Consider the following 19,698-nt stretch of genomic DNA (forward strand, 5'->3'; position numbering starts at 1 on the left):
ATGCAGAAAATGGACATCGGCCTGGTGGGCCTGGGCGTCATGGGTGAAAACCTGGCGCTCAATCTGGAGCGCAATGGTTTTTCTGTCAGTGGCTTTGACCTGGATTCAGGCAAACGCGACAGCTTTGGCCAGCGCACACAAGGCCTGAATGCACAAGCGGTCCAGTCACTGACCGAACTGGTGAACAGCCTGCAACAGCCACGCCGCATCTGGCTGATGGTGCCTGCAGGCGCTGCGGTCGATGCCGTGTTGGCCGAGTTGCGCCCACTGCTGAGCCCTGGCGACGTGGTGATGGACGGTGGCAACACGCTCTACACAGACACACAGCGCCGCATCCAGTCGCTGGAGGGCACCGGCATTTTGTTTGTGGGTGCGGGTGTCAGCGGTGGTGAAGAAGGTGCACTGCGCGGCCCTGCCCTGATGCCGGGTGGGTCGACACAAGCGTGGCCGCTGCTCAAGCCCATGCTGCAAGCCATTTCAGCCCAAGCAGAAGACGGCCAGCCCTGCTGCGAATGGATGGGTCCCGGTGGCTCGGGCCACTTTGTGAAGATGGTGCACAACGGCATTGAATACGCCGACATGCAAACCATCTGTGAAGCCTATTGGCTGATGCACAACTTGCTGGGCATGAGCCCGGCCGAGATGAGTGACGTGTTCCGGGAGTGGAATAAGGGTGAGCTGGCCAGCTACCTGATGGGCATCACAGCCGACATTCTGGCGCACACCGATCCCGAAACAGGCGACGCTCTGGTCAACCTGATCCTCGACACCGCCGAACAAAAAGGCACGGGCAAATGGGCCAGTCAGGTCGCACTCGACCTGGGCGTGACCGCGCCCACGATTGCCAATGCCGTGTTCGCACGCACCATCAGTGCCTTGCAGCCCGAACGCGTCAAAGCATCCAAGGTGTTGGCCGGGCCCATTACCCTGACCGCGGGTGACCGGCAAACGGTGCTGGGCAGCATTCAGAAAGCCTTGCTGGCCGCCAAGATTTGCGCTTATGCCCAAGGCTTCAGCCTGCTCAAAGCCGCAGACAAAGAGCACCAATGGGCACTGCCCATGGGCACGGTGGCCTCGGTCTGGCGAGCGGGCTGCATCATTCGCGCGCGATTGCTCGAAGACATTCGAAACGCACACGAGCGCTCACCTGCACTGGACAACCTGCTGATGGACAGCCACTTTTCGGGCGTGATGGCACGCTGCCAACAAGACCTGAGAGAAGTCGTGGCGATGGGTGCCTTGCATGGCGTGGCGGTGCCCTCGTTCATGAGCGCCCTCTGCTACTACGACGCCTACCGCTCCGCCCGCTTACCCGCCAATTTGCTGCAAGCACAGCGCGATTACTTTGGCGCACACACTTACCAACGGGTGGACCGTCCAGGCAAGTTCCACACGCGCTGGAGCGACTGAACACCCTTGCGACGATGCCCACATAGAAAACCCCGCCAAGGCTTACGTCTTGGCGGGGTTTTAATTTACGAACGGACATTTAAATAAGATTTTTTTACTTGCGTGTCCGGAATTTTTTGAGCTCAGCGTAGAAGGACTGCACAAACTCCGAACCAATCGCCTCGCTGTTCTTGTCAAGTACCGGCTGCACTGCCACACGGATCTTATCGAGCTCGACAGCAGGCATATCTGTCACGCTCATGCCTTTGGCTTTGAGCTGACTCACAACGTTGCTTGCATCAGCCAATTCAGCCTTGCGCTGAAAAGTGCGTGTTTCCTCTGCAGCTTTTTGCACCGCTGTTTGCTGATCAGGCGTCAAGCCTGCCCACCACTTTGATGAGGCCACAAGCGCAACAGGGGTGTACACATGATTGGTAACAGTCAGGTATTTCTGCACCTCGTACATTTTATTGGCGTACATGTCCACGAAAGGATGCTCATAGCCATCCAAGGCTTTAGTTTCCAACGCGGGATACACCTCAGTAAACGCCATTGGTACGGCATTCAAACCCATGGCATTGAAACTCGCCAGCGCCATGGGGCTGGGCATCACACGAACTTTAAGGCCCTTCATTTCGGCGACGGTACCAATAGGGCGCTTGCTATTGGAAAGATTCCTAAAAGCCCCGCCCGCCCAAACCAAGCCATGCATGCTCATGTCGTTAAGACCGTCGAGCATCTTGCGACCGACAGGGCCGTCAAGAACAAAGGCAGCCTCAGCATCGCTGCCAAAAATAAAAGGAAAATCGAAAATCTGCATTTCCTTTTTGCGAGCGGCAATAGGCGCCATAGCCCCCATGTAAAGGTCCTGGACACCGCTTTGGGTAGCGATCAGCATTTTGTCTTCAGAGCCAAGCGTGGCATTTCCAAACACTTCGATAACCACTTTTCCTTGGGTCGCCTTGGACACTGATGCAGCGAATTGCTTCATCGCTGAGGCACGTGGATGCGCGTCGGTAAATGAATGGCCAAGTTTGGCCTTTTTTACCTCTTGCGCCCCAGCCGATGGGGCAGCACCCCAAAGCAAAGTGGCACTGGCCAAGGCCAGCAAGGATTGAGAGAGCAGTCTGCGAGATGGTTTTTTCATGATGTCTCCTAGGTTAGATGGGGTGGGGAAATTTCAGGCTTAACGAGTCATCATGTGCAAAGGCCACATGACGATCTGAGGAAAAATGATCAACAACAACATGACCGTCGTCTGAGCAATCATGAAAGGCATGACCCCTTTGATCGCCCCCGACATGGGAATTTTTGCGATGCTGCACACCACGTTCAATACCGTGCCCACAGGCGGTGTCACCAAGCCGATGGCGTTGTTGATGATGAACAGCACGCCAAAGTAGACCGGATCAATGCCCGCCTCCTTGACCACCGGCATCAACACGGGTGTCATGATCAAGACCGTGGGGGTGAAATCCAAGGCAGTGCCGATGATGAACACCATCAGCATCAGGATGAACATCAAAAGCATCTTGTTGTCCATGAAAGGTCGAACCAGATCGGCGACTTGCTGGGGGATGCTGGCTGTGGTGATCAACCAGGCTGAGACACCGGCAGCGGCCACCAGGAACATCACGATCGCTGTCGTCTCTGCAGCACGGTAGAAGAGATGAAACAGCTCTTTGTAATGGATCTCGCGGTAAACAAACAAGCCGACAATCAACGAATAGGCTGCAGCGATGACCGCCGCTTCGGTCGGGGTGAAAAAACCAATCTTCAGGCCGCCAATGATGACCAAGGGCAATGTCAACGCCCACAGCGACTTGCGGGTTTCAGACCAGCGTTCTTCCATGCTGCGCTTGGGCTCGACCGATATCTTGTCGCGTTTGATGGACCAACGCCAGGCGATCATGATGGCCACGCCCATCAAAATACCGGGCACGATGCCCGCGATAAACAGCTTGGTGATGCTGACGCCACCAGCGACGCCAAAAATGATCATGCCAATCGATGGCGGGATCACCGGGGCGATGATGCCGCCGCAGGCGATCAGGCCACAAGAACGGTTCACGTCGTAGCCCGCCTTACGCATCATGGGCACCAACACGGCAGCCAGTGCCGCTGTATCGGCCACGGCCGATCCCGACAGCGAGGCCATGATCACAGCCGCAGTAACTGCCACATAACCCAGACCGCCAGGAATGTGACCGATCCAGGCCATGGCCATGTTGATGATGCGGCGGGTCATGCCGCCCGCATTCATGAACTCGCCAGCCAGCATGAAGAAGGGCACGGCCAGCAAAGGAAAACTGTTAGAGCCGTCCCACATGTTCTGGATCACGATTTGCGGATCGGTAACGCCCATGTAGTACATCATCGCCAGACCGCAACCAATCAAGGCAAAAGCAATCGGCATGCCCAGCGCCATCAACCCCAGCAAAGAACCAATAAAAACGAGGATAGTCATGGTATTTTTTTTCTTGTCGTTACTTGGTTACTTGGGCATTCAGATCGTCAATCTCCGACATGCCCTCTTCCATCACGTCAGACAGTTGAGACTCATCGACCTGTCCTGTGAGCAAACGGTACAAATTGAACAGACACATGATGCCGATGAATGTCCCGGTCAAATAGCTCACGCCAAATACCCAGATCATGCTGATCTGAGCCACCGGTGAGGCATTGCCCTCCAGAATTTCGTGCTGCAACCAAGTGCCATACACGATGTAGCCACAGCACACGGCCATGATGAATTGACTGATGCCCCAGCAGACTTTTTTGCCTGCCAAAGGCAGCAGTTGGGTGATGACATCGACTCCCAAGTGTGCATGCTTCCGCATGCCCACAATCGCCCCGATGAACGTCATCCACACAAAAGCAAATCGCGGAATTTCCTCGGACAGGTCTATGCCCGTGTTGAAGAAAATGCGCAACATCACGTTGCCAAACACCATCACCAACATCGTGGCGATGCAGATCACCATCACGGTTTCAAAAATTTTGAAAATGCCGTCGATGACTGTTTGTATTGCTTTGCTCATGGATTAATCCTCGGGACGATCAGGGTTCAGGCTTTACTTGGCCGAACGGGCCTTGTCGATTTCGGCATAAAACTGCTTGACAAAATCTTCGCCAATGATCGGGGCAAACTTGGTCACAACCGATTTGACTTTGTCCTGAATGCGGGCGAGTTCAGCTGCAGGCACGGAGCTCACGGTCACACCGGCTTTGGCAAATTTACCGACCACATCCTTGTCGCCCTCTTCCAGGTATTTGCGTTGCAGCAAACCGGCTTCGGTGGCAGCTTTTTGCACACCGGCCTTGTCACTGGCCGACAAGGTATCCCAGAATTTTTTGGAAGCAACCAGCGCGACAGGGGTGTACACATGGTTGGTCAGGGAAATGTGCTTTTGCACTTCCTGCATCTTGTTGGCGTACATGTGCACCAGCGGGTTCTCTTGACCATCCAGAGCCTTGGTTTCCAGTGCGGGGAAGACTTCAGAGAACGCCATGGGCACAGCGTTGGCGCCGATGGTTTTCCAGGTCTCCAGCGCCACGGGGTTGGCCATCACGCGCACCTTCAAGCCACTGACGTCTTCGAGTTTGGTAACAGCGCGTTTGCTGTTGGACAAATTGCGAAAGCCCATGCCAGTCCAAGTCAGACCGACCAGACCACTGGGCTCGATTTTCTGGAAAATCGTTTTGGACGAAGCGCCATCGAGCACTGCGTAAACTTCTTTTTCATTGGCGAACATGAAAGGCAGATCCCAGATCTGCACTTCCTTGACCTTGGATGACAGCGGGGCCAATGTGCCGATGTACAGCTCCTGCGTGCCAGCCTGAACAGCTTGCAGCTGCTTCTCGTCACTGCCCAAAACAGCGCCATGGAAAACCTGAACCTTCACGTTGTTGCCGGTGTATTGGGCTGCCAGTTCAGAAAACTTGTTCATTGCCATCGCTTGAGGATGGGAATCGGGCATGGCATGGCCGATTTTGGCCTTGACCTCAGCAAAAGCCGCACCAGAGCAAAGGGCGAGGCAAGCAGCCGCCAACAGTGTGGATCGGCGCAGGGAGGAAGTCTTTTGAATCATGGAATGTCTCCTTCTTGGTGGTTTGAAATGAATCAGCAGCGCCAGCCCAAGCGCTCACACTGCTGCAACGGGAAAATCAAGGGGTGTGCAATGTGCCATCGGCCAAACGCGTCTGAGTCCAGGTGGTGAGGCCACTTTCACAAGGGTATTGGGCGGCTTGGGCTTCGTCGATGTCCACGCCCAAACCGGGCAAATCGTTCGCATAGACATAGCCTTTTCGAAACTCGGGCAAGCCGGGAAAAACATCCAGCAATGCGTCTCTGGGGCCTTTGAGCTCTTGGATCACAAAGTTGGGTGGCTCGGTGCCTGACCACTCTTGCACCCCGAAGTTGCGCGACGCCAGATCGATGTGGATATTGGCCGCATGGGCCAGTGGCGACATGTCGCCCGGGCCATGCCAAGCGGTGCGCACACCGTATTGCTCGGCAAACAACTGCAGCTTGCGGGCAGGTGTGATGCCACCCACCTGGCTCAGATGCACGCGGATGAAATCAATCAAGCGCTCAGCGATCAGGTTGCGCCACTCAAAGGGGTGGTTGAACAACTCACCCTGCGCCAATGGGATATTGGTCTTGTCTCGCAACTGGCGAATCCATTCACCCTCTTCAAGCGGAATGGCATCCTCCAGAAAGAACAAGTCAAACGGCTCAAGGGATTGCGCAAAACGGATCGCCTCAATGGGCTTGAGTCGTTCGTGCACGTCGTGGCACAACGCCACATCAAAGCCCACGCGGCTGCGGATGCCGTCAAACATCTTGACGGTTTCGCGCATGTACTTGCGCGCATCGAGGTACACCCCGTCCGGCGCATTGCTGGGCGCGTGGGCCGGGGCCGCGCCATAAGCACCACCGCCATAACCGCCGCTTTGGCAACGGATGTGGGTGATGCCCTGCTCTCGGTACTTCTGGATGTTGTCGCACAGCTCGCTCAAATCCTGGCCGTCGGCGTGGCGATAAATCGGCACGGCTTCACGCACCTTGCCACCAAAAAGCTGGTATAGCGGCATGTTGGCCAGCTTGCCCTTGATGTCCCACAGGGCCATGTCGATGCCAGAGATCGCGTTGTTCTCGATCGGGCCGTTACGCCAGTAGGCGTTCTGGTGCATCAGCTGCCAGATTTCTTCGATGGCGTGCACATCACGCCCCACCACCAAAGGCCGCAGATACTCTTCAATCAGGCACTTGACCGCCAGATGGCGATAAGCAAAAGTACCGCAACCTAGCCCATACAAACCGGGCTGGTTGGTTTCGACCTTGACCACCAGCAGGTTGATGCCTTCGGGGGCGGTCAGGATGACTTTGACGTCGGTGATCAGCGTGCTCATGAAGTTTGTCTTAGATGAAATGCGTGACGAGGAAATCAGAGCACCGACAGCCAGCCACCATCCACATAGATGATCTGGCCGTTGACGTAGTTGGATGCGCCCGAGGCCAGGTAAATGGCGGTGCCCACGAGCTCCTCAGGGCGACCCCAGCGCTGCGCAGGGTTGCTGCTTTTGACCCAGGCGTCAAACGAAGGGTTGTTCACCAGCGCCTCGTTCATGTCGGTCAGGATGTAGCCCGGGCCAATCGAGTTGGCCTGAATGTTGTGCTGCGCCCACTCGGCCGCCATGGCTTTAGAGAGCATTTTGATACCGCCCTTGGCTACCGTGTAAGGCGCCACCGTGGCGCGTGCCGCCTCGCTGGTGAGCGAGCCGATGTTGATGATCTTGCCGCCGGTACCCCGGTCGATCATGCGGCGCGCCGCGGCCCGACCCACCAAAAAAGCCGCCGTGAGGTTGGTGTTGATGACGCGGTTCCAGTCTTCCAGCGAAACATCCAGCATCGGCTGGCGGTGCTGGATGCCGGCGTTGTTGACGAGGATGTCAATGGCCAAGCCAGCACGGTCAAACTGGGCAAAGGCCGCATCAACCGAGGCCTGATCGGCCACGTCAAAGGCTGCGCCTTGGACATCCAAGCCAAGAGACCGAAGCCCAGCCACTGCCTCATCGACCGCCGCAGTCTGGCGACTGTTGAGGATCACTTTGGCACCGGACTCGGCCAAACCACGGGCCAAGGCCAAGCCGATACCTCGGCTGGAACCAGTGACCAAGGCCGTGCGGCCTCTCAGATCAAAAAATGCAGGAGAGCTGGTCGATTTCATGCCCGCAAATGTATATGACGTATGACGTTTAAATACCTATAGAAAACCCTTAGATGTTCAAACGTCATTCCTGATAGATACTTACGGCAATTGAAAATGATTCAAAAATCTTTGGTCATACCTTATTAGCAATCTATGAACCTCAAATCACCCGCACCCCGAGCCACCTTTCAAGAGCAAGTCTTGGAGGCACTGGGGCGGGATATTTGCAGTGGGAAGATTCGTCCTGGTCAATTGCTGCCCCCAGAGCCCGAGCTGTGCAGCCGATTTGGCTTCAGTCGCATCGTGATCCGCGAGGCCATCAAATCATTGGCTGCCAAGGGCCTGATCGAAGTCACCCGGCGCGTGGGCACATTGGTGCTGGAGCCCACCCGCTGGAACCTGTTTGACCCGGACATCATCGGCTGGCGTGCGCAATCGGCGGTGTTTGACCCCACCCTCTCGCGTGACCTGATGGAAATACGACGCATCATCGAGCCAGCAGCTGTGCGCATGACGGCACTACGCGCCAGTGACGAAGACCGTCGCAATCTGCGGTCGGCCTACATGGCCATGGCCCGCGCTGTAGCAGGCAAGGGCGACTACGTCAAAGCCGACCTGAGCTTTCACACCATCATTTTGTCGGCCTGTGGCAACCAGTTTGTGCGTCAGATGCAAGACGCCATGGCCGCCTTGCTGCGCGTAAATTTTGATGTCATTACAACCAAACCCGGTGGCCCTGCACACTCGTTGCCTCTGCACGAGGCCTTGTGCGAAGCAATTGAACGAGGTGATGCCGATGCCGCTGAACAGGCTGCGCTAATTCTGATCGCCGGTGCCGAGGAAGACCTGCGCGAATTAGTGCCTGCGCGTGCGACAAGCCCACGCAAAGCAGTCTCGCACACCATGCCCGTGCTGCCCTGACAAAGACTTGTCATGAAAATCACCAAACTCACCACCTTTTTGGTGCCCCCCCGCTGGTGTTTCCTCAAAATCGAAACCGATGAAGGCATCACCGGCTGGGGTGAACCCGTGCTGGAAGGCCGCGCCCACACCGTCGCGGCTGCCGTAGAAGAACTCTCGGACTACCTGATCGGTAAAGACCCGCGTCACATCGAAGACCACTGGACAGTGATGTACCGGGGCGGTTTTTATCGGGGCGGCGGCGTCCACATGAGCGCCATTGCAGGCATCGACCAAGCACTGTGGGACATCAAAGGCAAAGCCTTGGGTGTCCCGGTGGCCGATCTGCTGGGCGGCCCGGTGCGGGACCGCATTCGCGTGTACAGCTGGATTGGCGGCGACCGCCCCAGCGAAACGACAGCTGCGGCCAAAGCCGCTGTAGAACGCGGTTTTACAGCAGTGAAGATGAACGGCACCGAAGAATTGCAATACGTGGACACTTTCGACAAGGTAGACCGTTGCCTGCAAAACGTGGCGGCCGTGCGCGAGGCCGTTGGACCCAACGTGGGTATCGGCGTGGATTTTCACGGGCGCGTGCACAAGCCGATGGCCAAAGTACTGGTCAAAGAACTCGAAGCGTACCGCCTGATGTTCATCGAGGAACCCGTGCTCAGCGAGCATTACGAGGCGCTCAAGGAAATCGCCCCACTGACCTCCACGCCCATTGCGTTGGGTGAGCGGCTTTATTCACGCTGGGATTTCAAACGGATTCTGTCCGAAGGCTATGTAGACATCATTCAGCCCGATCCCTCGCATGCAGGAGGCATCACCGAAACCCGCAAGATCGCCAGCATGGCCGAAGCCTATGACGTTGCGTTGGCCTTGCACTGCCCGCTGGGACCGATTGCGCTGGCGGCCAATTTGCAGCTCGACGCGGTTTGCTACAACGCATTCATTCAAGAGCAAAGCTTGGGCATTCATTACAACGGTTCGAACGATTTGCTCGACTACGTGACCAACAGGGAAGTCTTTGCCTACGAAGATGGCATGGTAGGCATTCCAAAAGGCCCGGGTCTGGGCATCGACGTCAATGAAGACTACGTGCGTGAACGTGCACAAAAAGGACACCGCTGGCGCAATCCCGTTTGGCGACACACCGACGGCAGCTTTGCTGAATGGTGATCAACATCTGAAAATCGGCTCCAAAACCCACCCTATCAACATTCAAACAGCAAGACTGCGAACCTCAAAATGAGCAAAGAATCTGACGATCTGCCCCGCAAAAAACCCGAAGAGCTCCGCAGCCAGCAATGGTTTGGCCGTCAAGACCGCGATGGCTTTGCCTACCGCAGTTGGGTCAAGGGCAAGGGCGTTCCGCACGACCAGTTTGACGGTCGCCCCGTCATTGGCATTTGCAACACTTTCAGCGAACTCACCCCTTGCAATTCGCACTTCCGCACGCTGGCCGAGCAGGTCAAGATCGGTGTGTACGAGGCCGGTGGCTTCCCGCTCGAATTCCCGGTCATGTCGCTCGGCGAAACCCTGCTGCGCCCCACCGCCATGCTCTACCGCAACCTGGCCAGCATGGACGTCGAAGAGTCCATCCGCGGCAACCCGATTGACGGCGTGGTGCTGCTCATGGGCTGCGACAAGACAACGCCCAGCTTGCTGATGGGCGCATCGAGCGCTGGCTTACCCACCATTGGCGTCTCGGGTGGCCCCATGCTGAATGGCAAATGGCGCGGGCAAGAACTCGGATCGGGTACTGGCGTATGGAGCATGAGCGAGCAGGTTCGTGCAGGCACGCTCAAACTGACGGACTTTTTTGAAGCCGAAAGCTGCATGCACCGCAGCCACGGCCATTGCATGACCATGGGCACCGCCAGCACCATGGCCAGCATGGTCGAGGCCTTGGGCATCGGCTTGCCGGGCAACGCCACCTTCCCCGCCGTCGATGGACGCCGCAATGTGCTGGCCCGGGAATCGGGTCGCCGCATCGTCGAGATGGTGCACACCGACCAGACCATCAGCCAAGTGCTGACCCGTGAAGCGTTCGAAAATGCCATCCGCACCCTGGCGGCCATTGGCGGATCGACCAACGCGGTGATCCACCTGATCGCCATTGCCGGCCGCTTGGGCCTCAAGCTGACTGTGGACGACTTTGAACGACTGGGCAGCGAGTTGCCATGCCTGTTGAACCTGCAGCCGTCTGGCGAGCACCTGATGGAAGACTTCTGTTATGCCGGTGGCCTGCCGGTGGTGATGAAAGAGATCGAACACCTGCTGCACAAAAACATCGTGACCGTGAGCGGCAAGACCGTCAGCGAGAACATTGCCAGCGCAGTGAACTACGACCCGCGCGTGATCAAGAAGTTCGACGAACCCTTCAAGGAAAAAGCGGGCATCGCCATCTTGCGTGGCAACCTGGCCCCGCGTGGCGCGGTCATCAAGCCCAGCGCGGCCACGCCTGCGCTCATGGTGCATACCGGGCGTGCCGTGGTGTTTGAGGACAGCCATGACTTTCACAAGCGCATCGACGACGAGAGCCTGGATGTGGACGAAAACTGCATTTTGGTGCTCAAGAACTGCGGCCCCAAGGGCTACCCCGGCATGGCTGAAGTGGGCAATATGCCACTGCCACCCAAGGTGCTGCGCAAAGGCATCACCGACATGGTGCGCATCAGCGATGCCCGCATGAGCGGCACCGCCTATGGCACCGTGGTGCTGCACACCACGCCCGAAGCCGCTGCCGGTGGCCCGCTGGCCGTGGTGCAAAACGGCGACATGATTGAACTCAACGTGCCCGAGCGCAAGCTGCAACTGCTCATCAGTGACGAAGAGCTGGCGCGCCGATTGGCTTTGTGGGAAAAGCCAGCACCTGCCATGCAGTCGGGCTATTGGAAGCTCTACATCGACCATGTGCTGCAAGCCGACGAAGGCGCCGACATGGACTTTCTGGTTGGCCAACGCGGCGCAGCCGTGCCCAAAGACAACCATTGAGATGGTCGTCCCGAGCGCCAATGACGTTGTCATCCCGGACTCCAATGACTTTGTCATCGTGAACTCTAATGACTTTGTCATCCCCGGCTCCAATGACTTTGTCATCCTGGGCTTGACCCGGGATCCATCTGTGCACCACCATGGATGCCGGATCAAGTCCGGCATGACAGACCCGTACGTTAACCCGATCAAGCCTGGCATGACAGACCGGTTCGTTAAGCCGATCAAGCCCGGCATGACAGCCCGATACGTTGAACCGATCAAGCCCGGTATGACATCCGGGTTTTGATACCCCTTATTCGTTCCCTCATTCAGGAGAATTTTTATGCGTATTTTGATCACCGGCGGTGCCGGATTTATAGGTGCCCGCCTGGCCCGTGAAATTTTGAAACGTGGTCAATTAAATGGCCAAAGCGTGAGCGAACTGGTCATTGCCGACCTTTTCCCGGCCCCTGCCGACCTGCTGGCCGATCCGCGCGTGAAGGGCCACGCTGGCCCCATGCTGGAACAAGGCGATTTGTTCAAGAGCGGCTTTGACGGCGTTTTTCATTTGGCATCGGCCGTGTCGGGCGAATGCGAACTCGACTTTGATCTGGGCCTGCGCTCCAACGTAGACAGCAGCCGCTTGCTACTGGACAGCATTCGGGCATCGGGCAAAGCATCGCGCTTTGTATTTGCCAGCTCGGTGGCGGTGTTCGGCCCCGACGTAGGCAACCCGATGCCAGAACGCGTGACCGACACCACCTTGCCCACGCCGCAAACCTCTTACGGCACGCACAAGCTGATGATCGAGTACATGGTGGCCGACTACACCCGCAAAGGCTTCATCGACGGCCGTGCAGCACGCCTGATGACGGTGACAGTGCGCCCCGGCAAACCCAATGGCGCGGCGTCCTCGTTTTTCAGCGGCATCATCCGCGAGCCTCTGGCGGGCACCGATACCACCTGCCCGGTGGACCCGGATGTATCGCACCCCGTGTCATCGCCGGGCAACACCATCCACGGCCTGATCACCGTATTCGAAGCCAGCCGTGAAGCTCTGGGTGGGCGCATGGCACTCAACCTGCCGGGCCTGAATGTGAAGGTGAGCGACATGCTGGCTGCGCTTGAAAAAGTGGCGGGCCCGACCGTTCGCGCACGCGTGAAGTTTGAACGCGATGAACGCGTTGCGGGCATTGTGGCCAACTGGGCCAAGGGTTCGACCTTTGACCGCGCCAATGCCCTGGGCCTGAAAGCCGATGCCAGCTTCGAGGCCATCATCGAACAGTACATCGCAGACTGCAAAACCCGGCCCGGTTACCCTGCCGAAGCCTTGAACGGTTTGAAGTGACAACCTCCATCAAAGCACTCGACATCGTCGCCTTGGGCGAAGCCATGGTCGAGTTCAACCAGACCAAAAACCAGCCAGTTGACGCACCACCCATGTACCTGCAAGGCTTCGGCGGCGACACCAGCAACGCCGCCATTGCCGCCGCCCGCGCGGGTGCCCGTGTGGCCTACCTCAGCCGCTTGGGCACAGACCGCTGGGGAGATCGCCTGATGGATTTGTGGCAGCGCGAAAACGTCGACACCACCGCCGTGGTGCGCGACGCCCAAGCGCCCACGGGCATGTACTTTGTGAGTCACGATGCGCAGGGCCACCACTTCAGCTACGCCCGCGCCGGATCAGCCGCCAGCCGCATGCAAGTGCAAGATGTGGCGCAGCACTGGGGCGAATCCATTGCTCAAAGCCAGTGGCTGCACCTGTCAGGGATTTCATTGGCCATTTCGGCATCGGCCTGCGACGCGGCCTTTGCGGCCATGCGCCATGCCCGCACCGCTGGCACGCAAGTGGCACTCGACTCCAATTTGCGTTTGTCGCTCTGGCCACTCGACCGCGCTCAAGCCTGCATGCGCCACGCGGTCAGCCTGTGCGATCTGTTTTTGCCCAGCATGGAAGACATGACGGCGCTCACCGGCCTCACGCAAGCGCAAGACATCATCGGCTGGAGCCACGCCCAAGGCGCAGCACAAGTGGTGCTCAAGCTAGGCGCCGACGGTGCCCTGGCCAGCGACGGGCATCAGCAGCGCCTGGTGCCCGGCCATGCAGTTCAGGCCGTGGACGCCACAGGTGCAGGTGATTGTTTTGCGGGCAACTTGCTGGCGCGTTTGTCGTGTGGCCAATCCTTGTGGGACGCCACCGCTTACGCCAACGTTGCAGCGTCTTTGTCTGTGCAAGGTTACGGCGCGGTCGCGCCCTTGCCGCAACGTGAAGCCGTGCTGAAGGTGCTGAGCTCGGCGAAAGCCCCCCAAGCATGAACCTCGCCCAGCGCGCCTTGATCGCCATCGACTGGGGTACCACTTCACTGCGTGGTGCGCGCCTTGGGCCCGCCGGTCAGGTGCTTGAATCGCGTGAATTTGCACGAGGCATCCTGAGCGTGCCACCTGGTCAGTTTGAAGCCGTGTTCAATGACCTCTTTGGCGACTGGATGGACTCGCCCCATGCGCTATGCCTGATATCGGGCATGGCAGGCAGCCGACAGGGCTGGCAAGAAGCGCCCTACTGCCCCTGCCCCGCTGGCTTTGACGAACTGGGTCAACACCTTTTGTGGCTGCAAGCCGATCGGATCGCCTTGGTGCCCGGCTTGAGCTGCATGTCGGGCGGCCCTTTGAACATTCCCGACGTGATGCGTGGCGAAGAAGTGCAAATTTTTGGGGCACTGCAACTGGCAGGCCGCGACAGCGCCACACTGGTGCTGCCCGGCACACACAGTAAGTGGGCGCAAGTGCAAGGCGGCCGCGTCACGCGTTTCCAGACCTTCATGACGGGTGAGGTGTTTGCCCTGATGAGCCAGCATTCAATTTTGGGCAAGACGCTGGACTTGAACGGTGCTTTTGATGAAACGGCTTTCTTACGCGGTATAGACCAAAGCCAGCAAGCGGGCAGCGTGCTCAACAAACTGTTTGCGGTGCGCACACTGGGCTTGTTTGAACGCATGAGCGCAGCTGTTCTGCCTAGCTATTTGTCGGGCTTGCTGATTGGCGAAGAGCTGCGCACACAGGTCGATACAGCCAACAAGGCCAATGCAGCCCCATTGATTTTGATGGGCAGCGATGCCCTCACGCGGCGTTACACCCTCGCCCTGCAACATTTGGGCTTGACCTGCCAGCGGCGGGGGGCCGAAGCCACTTGGGCAGGTTTGCATGCCTTGGCCGTCAATTTAACGCGCACGCCATGAACACCTTGAACCCCACATCCACCCCGCATGCGCTCTTGGCACAAGCCATGACCCAACTGCCCCTGATCGCCATCCTGCGCGGCCTCACGCCCGCAGAGGCACCGGCCATCGGCGAAGCGTTGGTGACCAGCGGCTTTGCCATCATCGAAGTGCCGCTCAACTCGCCCGAGCCTTTGCGAAGCATCGCCGCGCTGGCGCAGCAATTTCCGCAAACCCTGATTGGCGCAGGCACAGTGCTGAACGCGCAGCATGTCAAAGACGTGCACGCAGCCGGGGGCCGCTTGATCGTGGCCCCCAACTTCAACCCTGCGGTCGTGGCGCAAGCCTTGGCCCTGAACATGGTGGTGCTGCCTGGTGTGGCCACACCCAGCGAAGCTTTTGCGGCACTCGATGCGGGGGCACACGGGCTCAAACTGTTCCCAGCCGAAATGATTTCACCGGCCACCGTCAAAGCCCTTCGGGCCGTGCTGCCCCCAGAAGCCGCCTTGATGCCAGTCGGTGGCATCACGCCCGGCAACATGGCCGCTTACCAAAGCGCTGGGGCCAGCGGGTTTGGCCTTGGCTCGGCCTTGTACGCGCCGGGGCGTTCTGCGCAGCAGGTGCGTGACAACGCCGCCGAATTCGTACGCGCGTTCAAGGCCTGACGCCTCACACGCCACCCCTCAGGCTTTTTCGCCCAAGCGCCCATCCCGAAAATCGGCCAAAGCCTGGTAGATCTCTTCTTTGGTGTTCATCACAAACGGGCCATATTGAACGATGGGCTCCTTGAGCGGTTGGCCCGCCACCAAGATGAGCTTGGCATCGGCGCTGGCCTCGATGACCACCCCGTCGGATTGAGCCGTGTTGGCCAAAATCGCCATGCGCTGCACGGGCACGGTTTGCCCTGCGATGCTGACTTCTCCCCGGTACACGTACACAAAGGCGTTGTGCCCAGCGGGCAGCGTCTGCTCAAAGCGCGTGCCTTGGGGCATGTGCACATCCAGATAAACCGGTTGGGTGATCTCGCGGCTGACCGCGCCTTGCACGCTGTGGCTGGCCCCGGCGATCACCGTGACCGCCACGCCCTCAGGCGTTTGGAACTGCGGCAGCTGGTCGTTTTGAAAATCGCGGTACCAAGGGGCGTTCATCTTTTCTGAGCTGTGCAAGTTCAGCCACAGCTGAAAGCCCTCCATCACGCCATCGGTTTGCTGCGGAATTTCGGAATGGATCACGCCTTGGCCTGCGGTCATCCATTGCACGCCGCCGTTTTGCAACAGGCCTTCGTGGCCCGCGCTGTCGCGGTGCAGCATGCGCCCAGCAATCATGTAGGTCACGGTTTCAAAGCCCCGGTGCGGGTGGTCAGGAAAACCGGCAATGTAGTCATCGGGCTTGTCGCTGCCAAAGGCATCGAGCATCAAAAATGGGTCAAGCCGGTGCTGCAAATCTTGTGTGAGGATGCGGCTGAGCTTGACGCCTGCGCCATCGGATGTGGCCTGGCCAATGACCAGGCGCTCGACCGTGCGGGCAATGACGACTGGGTGAGTAGATGCATTGTTGGACACAAAGGTCTCCTTTCAACTTAAGGGGGCGGTTCACGCCAGATTCAATGCTCGTAACTGTGAATGCGCAGGCCCGTTCAAGTCAGGCGGCAACTGGTGTTTGGCTTGCAGGTAATGGTGGGTGTACACGTCCAGATAGGCCTGCAAGGTGTGTGCGGCATGGGATTCATCTGCCAGCTCCAGGCAAAGCGATGCGACTTCGCTGGTGCAAAAATGGTCATCACGGCGCGAGCGGCGCAGCTGGTAGCGCGAGACCTGTTCAGGGTTCAGGCTGAGCACAGGCAAGGCATTCAGGTACGGGCTTTTGCGGAACATCTTGCGCGCCTCGGGCCAAGTAGCGTCAAGCAAAATGAACAGTGCCCGCTTGCCTGATGGCGTGGTTGGTACCGAGTGCACCACACGCTCGGGCGCAACAAACTCACCCGGAAACACCACATAAGGTTGCCACTGGGGATCGGCCAGCAGCGCCAGCAGAGCAGGGTCGACTTCGGTGCGGGCCCAACCAAAAGCAAAGGTGTCGTGCACCACATCGGCAATCAGCCAGCCGGTGTTGCTGGGCTTGAGCGGTTCGATGTCGGCCATCAGCAAACACATGCCTGACGTCGTCGGCACTTCGGGACGCACGTCACACAAGCAATGGCTGGGCACCAAACGACAACCGGGGCAGCGCTCGCCCTTGATGCCACCACGGGCCATGAAGGGTTTGGCGCTTCGGGCCAGACGCGCGGTGCGCAGGCGCGAAACGGCATGGGGTTCCAGCGCAGAACGTGATGCAGGCACGGCGACAGGCACTGCGACAGGCATGGGCGTGGGCGACATGGGAAGAATGGCCGATCCTCAAGCTGCAGGCGTGGCCATGCGCAAACGACGTGCAGCCTCTTCGTCGCGGGCGTCGTCGATTTCGCGCAACACGGCCTGCATGTCCACATCGGCAGTTGAACGCTCGTAGTGACCTGTCAGCGGTGTCTCGTTGCTCAACAGTCCGGCCTGATACAGGCTCCAGATTTCGGGGCCGTATTCGGTCTGGAGCAGTTCGGGCGCGAACTGACCAAAGAAATCTCGCAGGTTGCCCACATCGCGCAGCAGCATGCGTTGGGCGTGGTTGTTACCCGCAGCATCCACCGCCTGCGGCAGGTCGATGATGACCGGCTCGTCCACCCCAGGCTGGTCGCCTTCACCCGGCAAGTGCGCCAACAAGATGTTGAACTCGGACAAGTCACCGTGCACCACCCCCGCGCAAAGCATGCGCACCACTTCGGCGATCAGGGTGGCGTGGTGCTGCCGCGCTTGCTCGGGCGTGAAGGCCACATCGTTCAGACGCGGCGCGGCGTCGCCATGGGCGTCGGTCACCAGCTCCATCAGCAGCACGCCATCAAAAAAGTTAAAGGGCTTGGGCACACGTACCCCAGCTGCAGCCAGGCGGTAAAGCGCATCGACCTCGGCGCTTTGCCAGGCGGCTTCCTGTTCTTGCCGGCCAAACTTGCTGCCCTTGGCCATGGCACGGGCAGAGCGCGAATTTTTAACCTTGCGGTTTTCGGTGTAGTCCACCGCTTGCCGGAAGCTGCGGTGGGTGGCTTCTTTGTAAATCTTGGCGCAGCGGGTTTCGTCACCGCAGCGCACCACGAACACCATGGCCTCTTTGCCGCTCATGAGCTGGCGCACCACGGTGTCGATCAGCCCCTCGTCGACGAGGGTCTGCAGTCTGGGGGGAGCCTTCATCCAGGGCGATGCAAGGCGCAGAGCTTGTTGCCGTCCGGGTCGCGCAAATAAGCCAGGTACAGCTTGCCCGCTGGCGTTTCACGGAAACCGGGTGGGTCTTCGCAAGTGGTGCCGCCGTTGGCTACGCCCGCCGCATGGAAGGCATCGCCCTGCTCGGCCGATGGCACGGTGAACCCAATGGTGCTGCCGTTGCCGTGGCAGGCGGGCTCGCCGTTGATGGGCGTGGTGATGGCGAAGGTGCCCGTGGGACTGCGGTAAAAATAGCGGTTTTTGTTGGCCACGCCGGGGCCGTGGCCCAGGGTGCCGAGCACGGCGTCATAAAACTTTTTGGAGACCTCGAGGTCATTCACACCCAACATCACATGGCTGAACATGGCTTTCTCCGTTAATACCCGGCATCGGGCGAATTGAATTCGGGTAATGGTACTTGAAGCGACGCGTGAGAAAGCCCGTGAACAGACCCCGGCAAGTCGCCAATGTGGTTGCTTTGGGGGCCTGAACCGAGGCAAGCTGAGTCTTTGATGAAATCGTCAGCACAAACAGCTGCCCTCGGGCATGAAACATCCTTCTTTTTTGATCTCGACAACACCATGAACACACCGGTCAATTTGCTCGACGCCTGGATGGCGCAAGAACAAGAAATACGAACCCGCCTGAATGCGGGCGCAGGCCCCGGCGTGGCCCGCCCCGACCAAATCGCGGGCAAAACAGGCTTAGAGGTCATGCAAGGCTTGCTCTCTGGCGAGCTGCCCTACGCCAGCATCGCCAAAACACTGGACTTTGTGTTGATCGAGGTCAGCCCGGGCCAGGCGATTTTTCAGGGCACGCCCGGCCTGCAGCACATGAACCCACTGGGCACGGTGCATGGGGGCTGGTTTGCCACCTTGCTTGACTCGGCTCTGGGCTGCGCCGTGCACACCATGATGCCGCCGGGACGCGGCTACACCACGGCCGATCTGAGCGTGAAACTGGTCAAGGCCCTGACCCCGAAAGTCCAGCGCGTACGGGCCATTGGCCAAGTGGTGCACTGCGGCCGTCAGCTGGCCACCGCCGAAGCGCGATTGGTCGGGCCGGATGGCACACTCTATGCCCATGCCAGCACCGCCTGCCTGGTGTTTGACATGCCCACTTCAGCCACCACCGGAACTCAAAAATGAGACTTCTTCACACCATGCTGCGCGTGGGCAACCTGCAACGCTCAGTTGACTTTTACACGCAGGTGCTGGGCATGAAACTGCTGCGCACCTCCGAAAACCCCGAGTACAAATACTCGCTGGCCTTTGTGGGTTACGGCAGCAACCCCGACCACGCCGAGCTGGAGCTGACCTGGAACTGGGGCGTTGAGAGCTATGAGATGGGCACCGCCTACGGTCACATCGCTTTAGGCGTGCCCGACGCGTATGCCGCCTGCGAAAAAATCAAGGCCAACGGCGGCAACGTGACGCGCGAGGCCGGCCCGGTCAAAGGCGGCAGCACCGTGATCGCCTTTGTGACCGACCCCGATGGTTACAAGGTCGAGCTGATTCAGCGAGCCGAGTTTGCAGGTGGACAAGGGCTGCGCTAAACCCAGAACCCCAGTCACCCCCGACCTGATCGGGGGTCCATGACCAAACCCTGTCACCCCCGACCCGATCGGGGGTCCATACCTTCGACCACCATGGATACCCGGTCCAGCCGGGTATGACAAACTGAAACATAAATACCCGGTCAAGCCGGGTA

General features: G+C 58.8%; 20 protein-coding genes. 10 read left to right on the top strand and 10 right to left on the bottom strand.

The features are described 5' to 3' along the window. Complete coding sequence (gndA, locus tag ACZ5RG_RS08120; RefSeq protein ID WP_464446771.1) at nucleotides 1-1,410, top strand: NADP-dependent phosphogluconate dehydrogenase; 1,410 nt, start codon at nucleotides 1-3, stop codon at nucleotides 1,408-1,410. Between the two features lie 94 nt (nucleotides 1,411-1,504). Here gndA and ACZ5RG_RS08125 read toward each other — a convergent pair whose 3' ends face one another. From ACZ5RG_RS08125 to ACZ5RG_RS08150, 6 genes are all read right to left on the bottom strand, one after another. Further along, the gene (locus ACZ5RG_RS08125) at nucleotides 1,505-2,536 is read right to left on the bottom strand and encodes a DctP family TRAP transporter solute-binding subunit (RefSeq protein ID WP_464446772.1); all 1,032 of its coding nucleotides are present in this window, start codon (nucleotides 2,534-2,536) and stop codon (nucleotides 1,505-1,507) included. A 39-nt stretch (nucleotides 2,537-2,575) separates the two neighbouring features. Continuing rightward, nucleotides 2,576-3,856, bottom strand: coding sequence for a TRAP transporter large permease (locus ACZ5RG_RS08130; protein WP_464446773.1), 1,281 nt, complete (start codon nucleotides 3,854-3,856; stop codon nucleotides 2,576-2,578). A gap of 19 nt (nucleotides 3,857-3,875) precedes the next feature. Further along, nucleotides 3,876-4,430 (bottom strand): TRAP transporter small permease, encoded by a 555-nt coding sequence (locus ACZ5RG_RS08135; protein ID WP_464446774.1) that lies wholly within the window; start codon nucleotides 4,428-4,430, stop codon nucleotides 3,876-3,878. Between the two features lie 33 nt (nucleotides 4,431-4,463). Next, nucleotides 4,464-5,480: a TRAP transporter substrate-binding protein gene (locus ACZ5RG_RS08140; protein ID WP_464446775.1), complete on the bottom strand. Its 1,017-nt coding sequence runs from the start codon at nucleotides 5,478-5,480 to the stop codon at nucleotides 4,464-4,466. Between the two features lie 76 nt (nucleotides 5,481-5,556). After that, complete coding sequence (locus ACZ5RG_RS08145) at nucleotides 5,557-6,804, bottom strand: enolase C-terminal domain-like protein (protein WP_464446776.1); 1,248 nt, start codon at nucleotides 6,802-6,804, stop codon at nucleotides 5,557-5,559. Between the two features lie 35 nt (nucleotides 6,805-6,839). Beyond that, the gene (locus tag ACZ5RG_RS08150) at nucleotides 6,840-7,622 is read right to left on the bottom strand and encodes an SDR family oxidoreductase (protein ID WP_464446777.1); all 783 of its coding nucleotides are present in this window, start codon (nucleotides 7,620-7,622) and stop codon (nucleotides 6,840-6,842) included. Between the two features lie 135 nt (nucleotides 7,623-7,757). On the opposite strand from ACZ5RG_RS08150, the gene ACZ5RG_RS08155 reads away from it, so the two are divergent. The 7 genes from ACZ5RG_RS08155 (at nucleotide 7,758) to ACZ5RG_RS08185 (ending at nucleotide 15,366) form a co-directional block, all read left to right on the top strand. Continuing rightward, the gene (locus ACZ5RG_RS08155) at nucleotides 7,758-8,525 is read left to right on the top strand and encodes a FadR/GntR family transcriptional regulator (protein ID WP_464446778.1); all 768 of its coding nucleotides are present in this window, start codon (nucleotides 7,758-7,760) and stop codon (nucleotides 8,523-8,525) included. A 12-nt stretch (nucleotides 8,526-8,537) separates the two neighbouring features. Then, on the top strand, nucleotides 8,538-9,686 hold the full coding sequence (gene dgoD, locus ACZ5RG_RS08160; RefSeq protein ID WP_464446779.1) for a galactonate dehydratase: 1,149 nt from the start codon (nucleotides 8,538-8,540) through the stop codon (nucleotides 9,684-9,686). 69 nt (nucleotides 9,687-9,755) lie between these two features. Beyond that, nucleotides 9,756-11,504 (top strand): IlvD/Edd family dehydratase, encoded by a 1,749-nt coding sequence (locus tag ACZ5RG_RS08165; protein ID WP_464446780.1) that lies wholly within the window; start codon nucleotides 9,756-9,758, stop codon nucleotides 11,502-11,504. Nucleotides 11,505-11,829: 325 nt separating this feature from the next. Continuing rightward, entirely contained in the window at nucleotides 11,830-12,834 is a 1,005-nt protein-coding gene (denD, locus tag ACZ5RG_RS08170; protein WP_312259701.1) for a D-erythronate dehydrogenase, read from the top strand. Next, nucleotides 12,831-13,802, top strand: coding sequence for a sugar kinase (locus ACZ5RG_RS08175; RefSeq protein ID WP_464446781.1), 972 nt, complete (start codon nucleotides 12,831-12,833; stop codon nucleotides 13,800-13,802). The genes denD and ACZ5RG_RS08175 overlap by 4 nt, the downstream gene beginning before the upstream one ends. Continuing rightward, the gene (locus tag ACZ5RG_RS08180) at nucleotides 13,799-14,722 is read left to right on the top strand and encodes a 2-dehydro-3-deoxygalactonokinase (protein ID WP_464446782.1); all 924 of its coding nucleotides are present in this window, start codon (nucleotides 13,799-13,801) and stop codon (nucleotides 14,720-14,722) included. Before ACZ5RG_RS08175 ends, ACZ5RG_RS08180 begins: the two co-directional genes overlap by 4 nt. Beyond that, on the top strand, nucleotides 14,719-15,366 hold the full coding sequence (locus ACZ5RG_RS08185; protein ID WP_464446783.1) for a 2-dehydro-3-deoxy-6-phosphogalactonate aldolase: 648 nt from the start codon (nucleotides 14,719-14,721) through the stop codon (nucleotides 15,364-15,366). Before ACZ5RG_RS08180 ends, ACZ5RG_RS08185 begins: the two co-directional genes overlap by 4 nt. A gap of 18 nt (nucleotides 15,367-15,384) precedes the next feature. On the opposite strand, the gene ACZ5RG_RS08190 is transcribed toward ACZ5RG_RS08185, so the two are convergent. The 4 genes from ACZ5RG_RS08190 to ACZ5RG_RS08205 are packed head-to-tail and all read right to left on the bottom strand — an operon-like array spanning nucleotide 15,385 to nucleotide 18,353. Further along, the gene (locus tag ACZ5RG_RS08190) at nucleotides 15,385-16,263 is read right to left on the bottom strand and encodes a pirin family protein (RefSeq protein ID WP_464446784.1); all 879 of its coding nucleotides are present in this window, start codon (nucleotides 16,261-16,263) and stop codon (nucleotides 15,385-15,387) included. Nucleotides 16,264-16,293: 30 nt separating this feature from the next. Next, a complete protein-coding gene (locus tag ACZ5RG_RS08195) occupies nucleotides 16,294-17,064 on the bottom strand; it encodes a tRNA-uridine aminocarboxypropyltransferase (RefSeq protein WP_464446785.1) in 771 nt (256 codons plus the stop codon). A 33-nt stretch (nucleotides 17,065-17,097) separates the two neighbouring features. Beyond that, on the bottom strand, nucleotides 17,098-17,979 hold the full coding sequence (locus ACZ5RG_RS08200) for a PA4780 family RIO1-like protein kinase (protein ID WP_298601911.1): 882 nt from the start codon (nucleotides 17,977-17,979) through the stop codon (nucleotides 17,098-17,100). After that, nucleotides 17,976-18,353 (bottom strand): VOC family protein, encoded by a 378-nt coding sequence (locus tag ACZ5RG_RS08205; RefSeq protein ID WP_298601909.1) that lies wholly within the window; start codon nucleotides 18,351-18,353, stop codon nucleotides 17,976-17,978. Before ACZ5RG_RS08205 ends, ACZ5RG_RS08200 begins: the two co-directional genes overlap by 4 nt. 216 nt (nucleotides 18,354-18,569) lie before the next feature. On the opposite strand from ACZ5RG_RS08205, the gene ACZ5RG_RS08210 reads away from it, so the two are divergent. Together ACZ5RG_RS08210 and gloA are read left to right on the top strand one after the other, a co-directional pair. Further along, nucleotides 18,570-19,136 (top strand): PaaI family thioesterase, encoded by a 567-nt coding sequence (locus tag ACZ5RG_RS08210; protein WP_298601906.1) that lies wholly within the window; start codon nucleotides 18,570-18,572, stop codon nucleotides 19,134-19,136. Continuing rightward, nucleotides 19,133-19,543, top strand: a complete 411-nt coding sequence (gene gloA / locus ACZ5RG_RS08215) for a lactoylglutathione lyase (protein WP_315136383.1) — start codon at nucleotides 19,133-19,135, stop codon at nucleotides 19,541-19,543. The genes ACZ5RG_RS08210 and gloA overlap by 4 nt, the downstream gene beginning before the upstream one ends. Nucleotides 19,544-19,698: the final 155 nt, after the last annotated feature.

This window comes from Limnohabitans sp. TEGF005 (genome assembly GCF_055394835.1).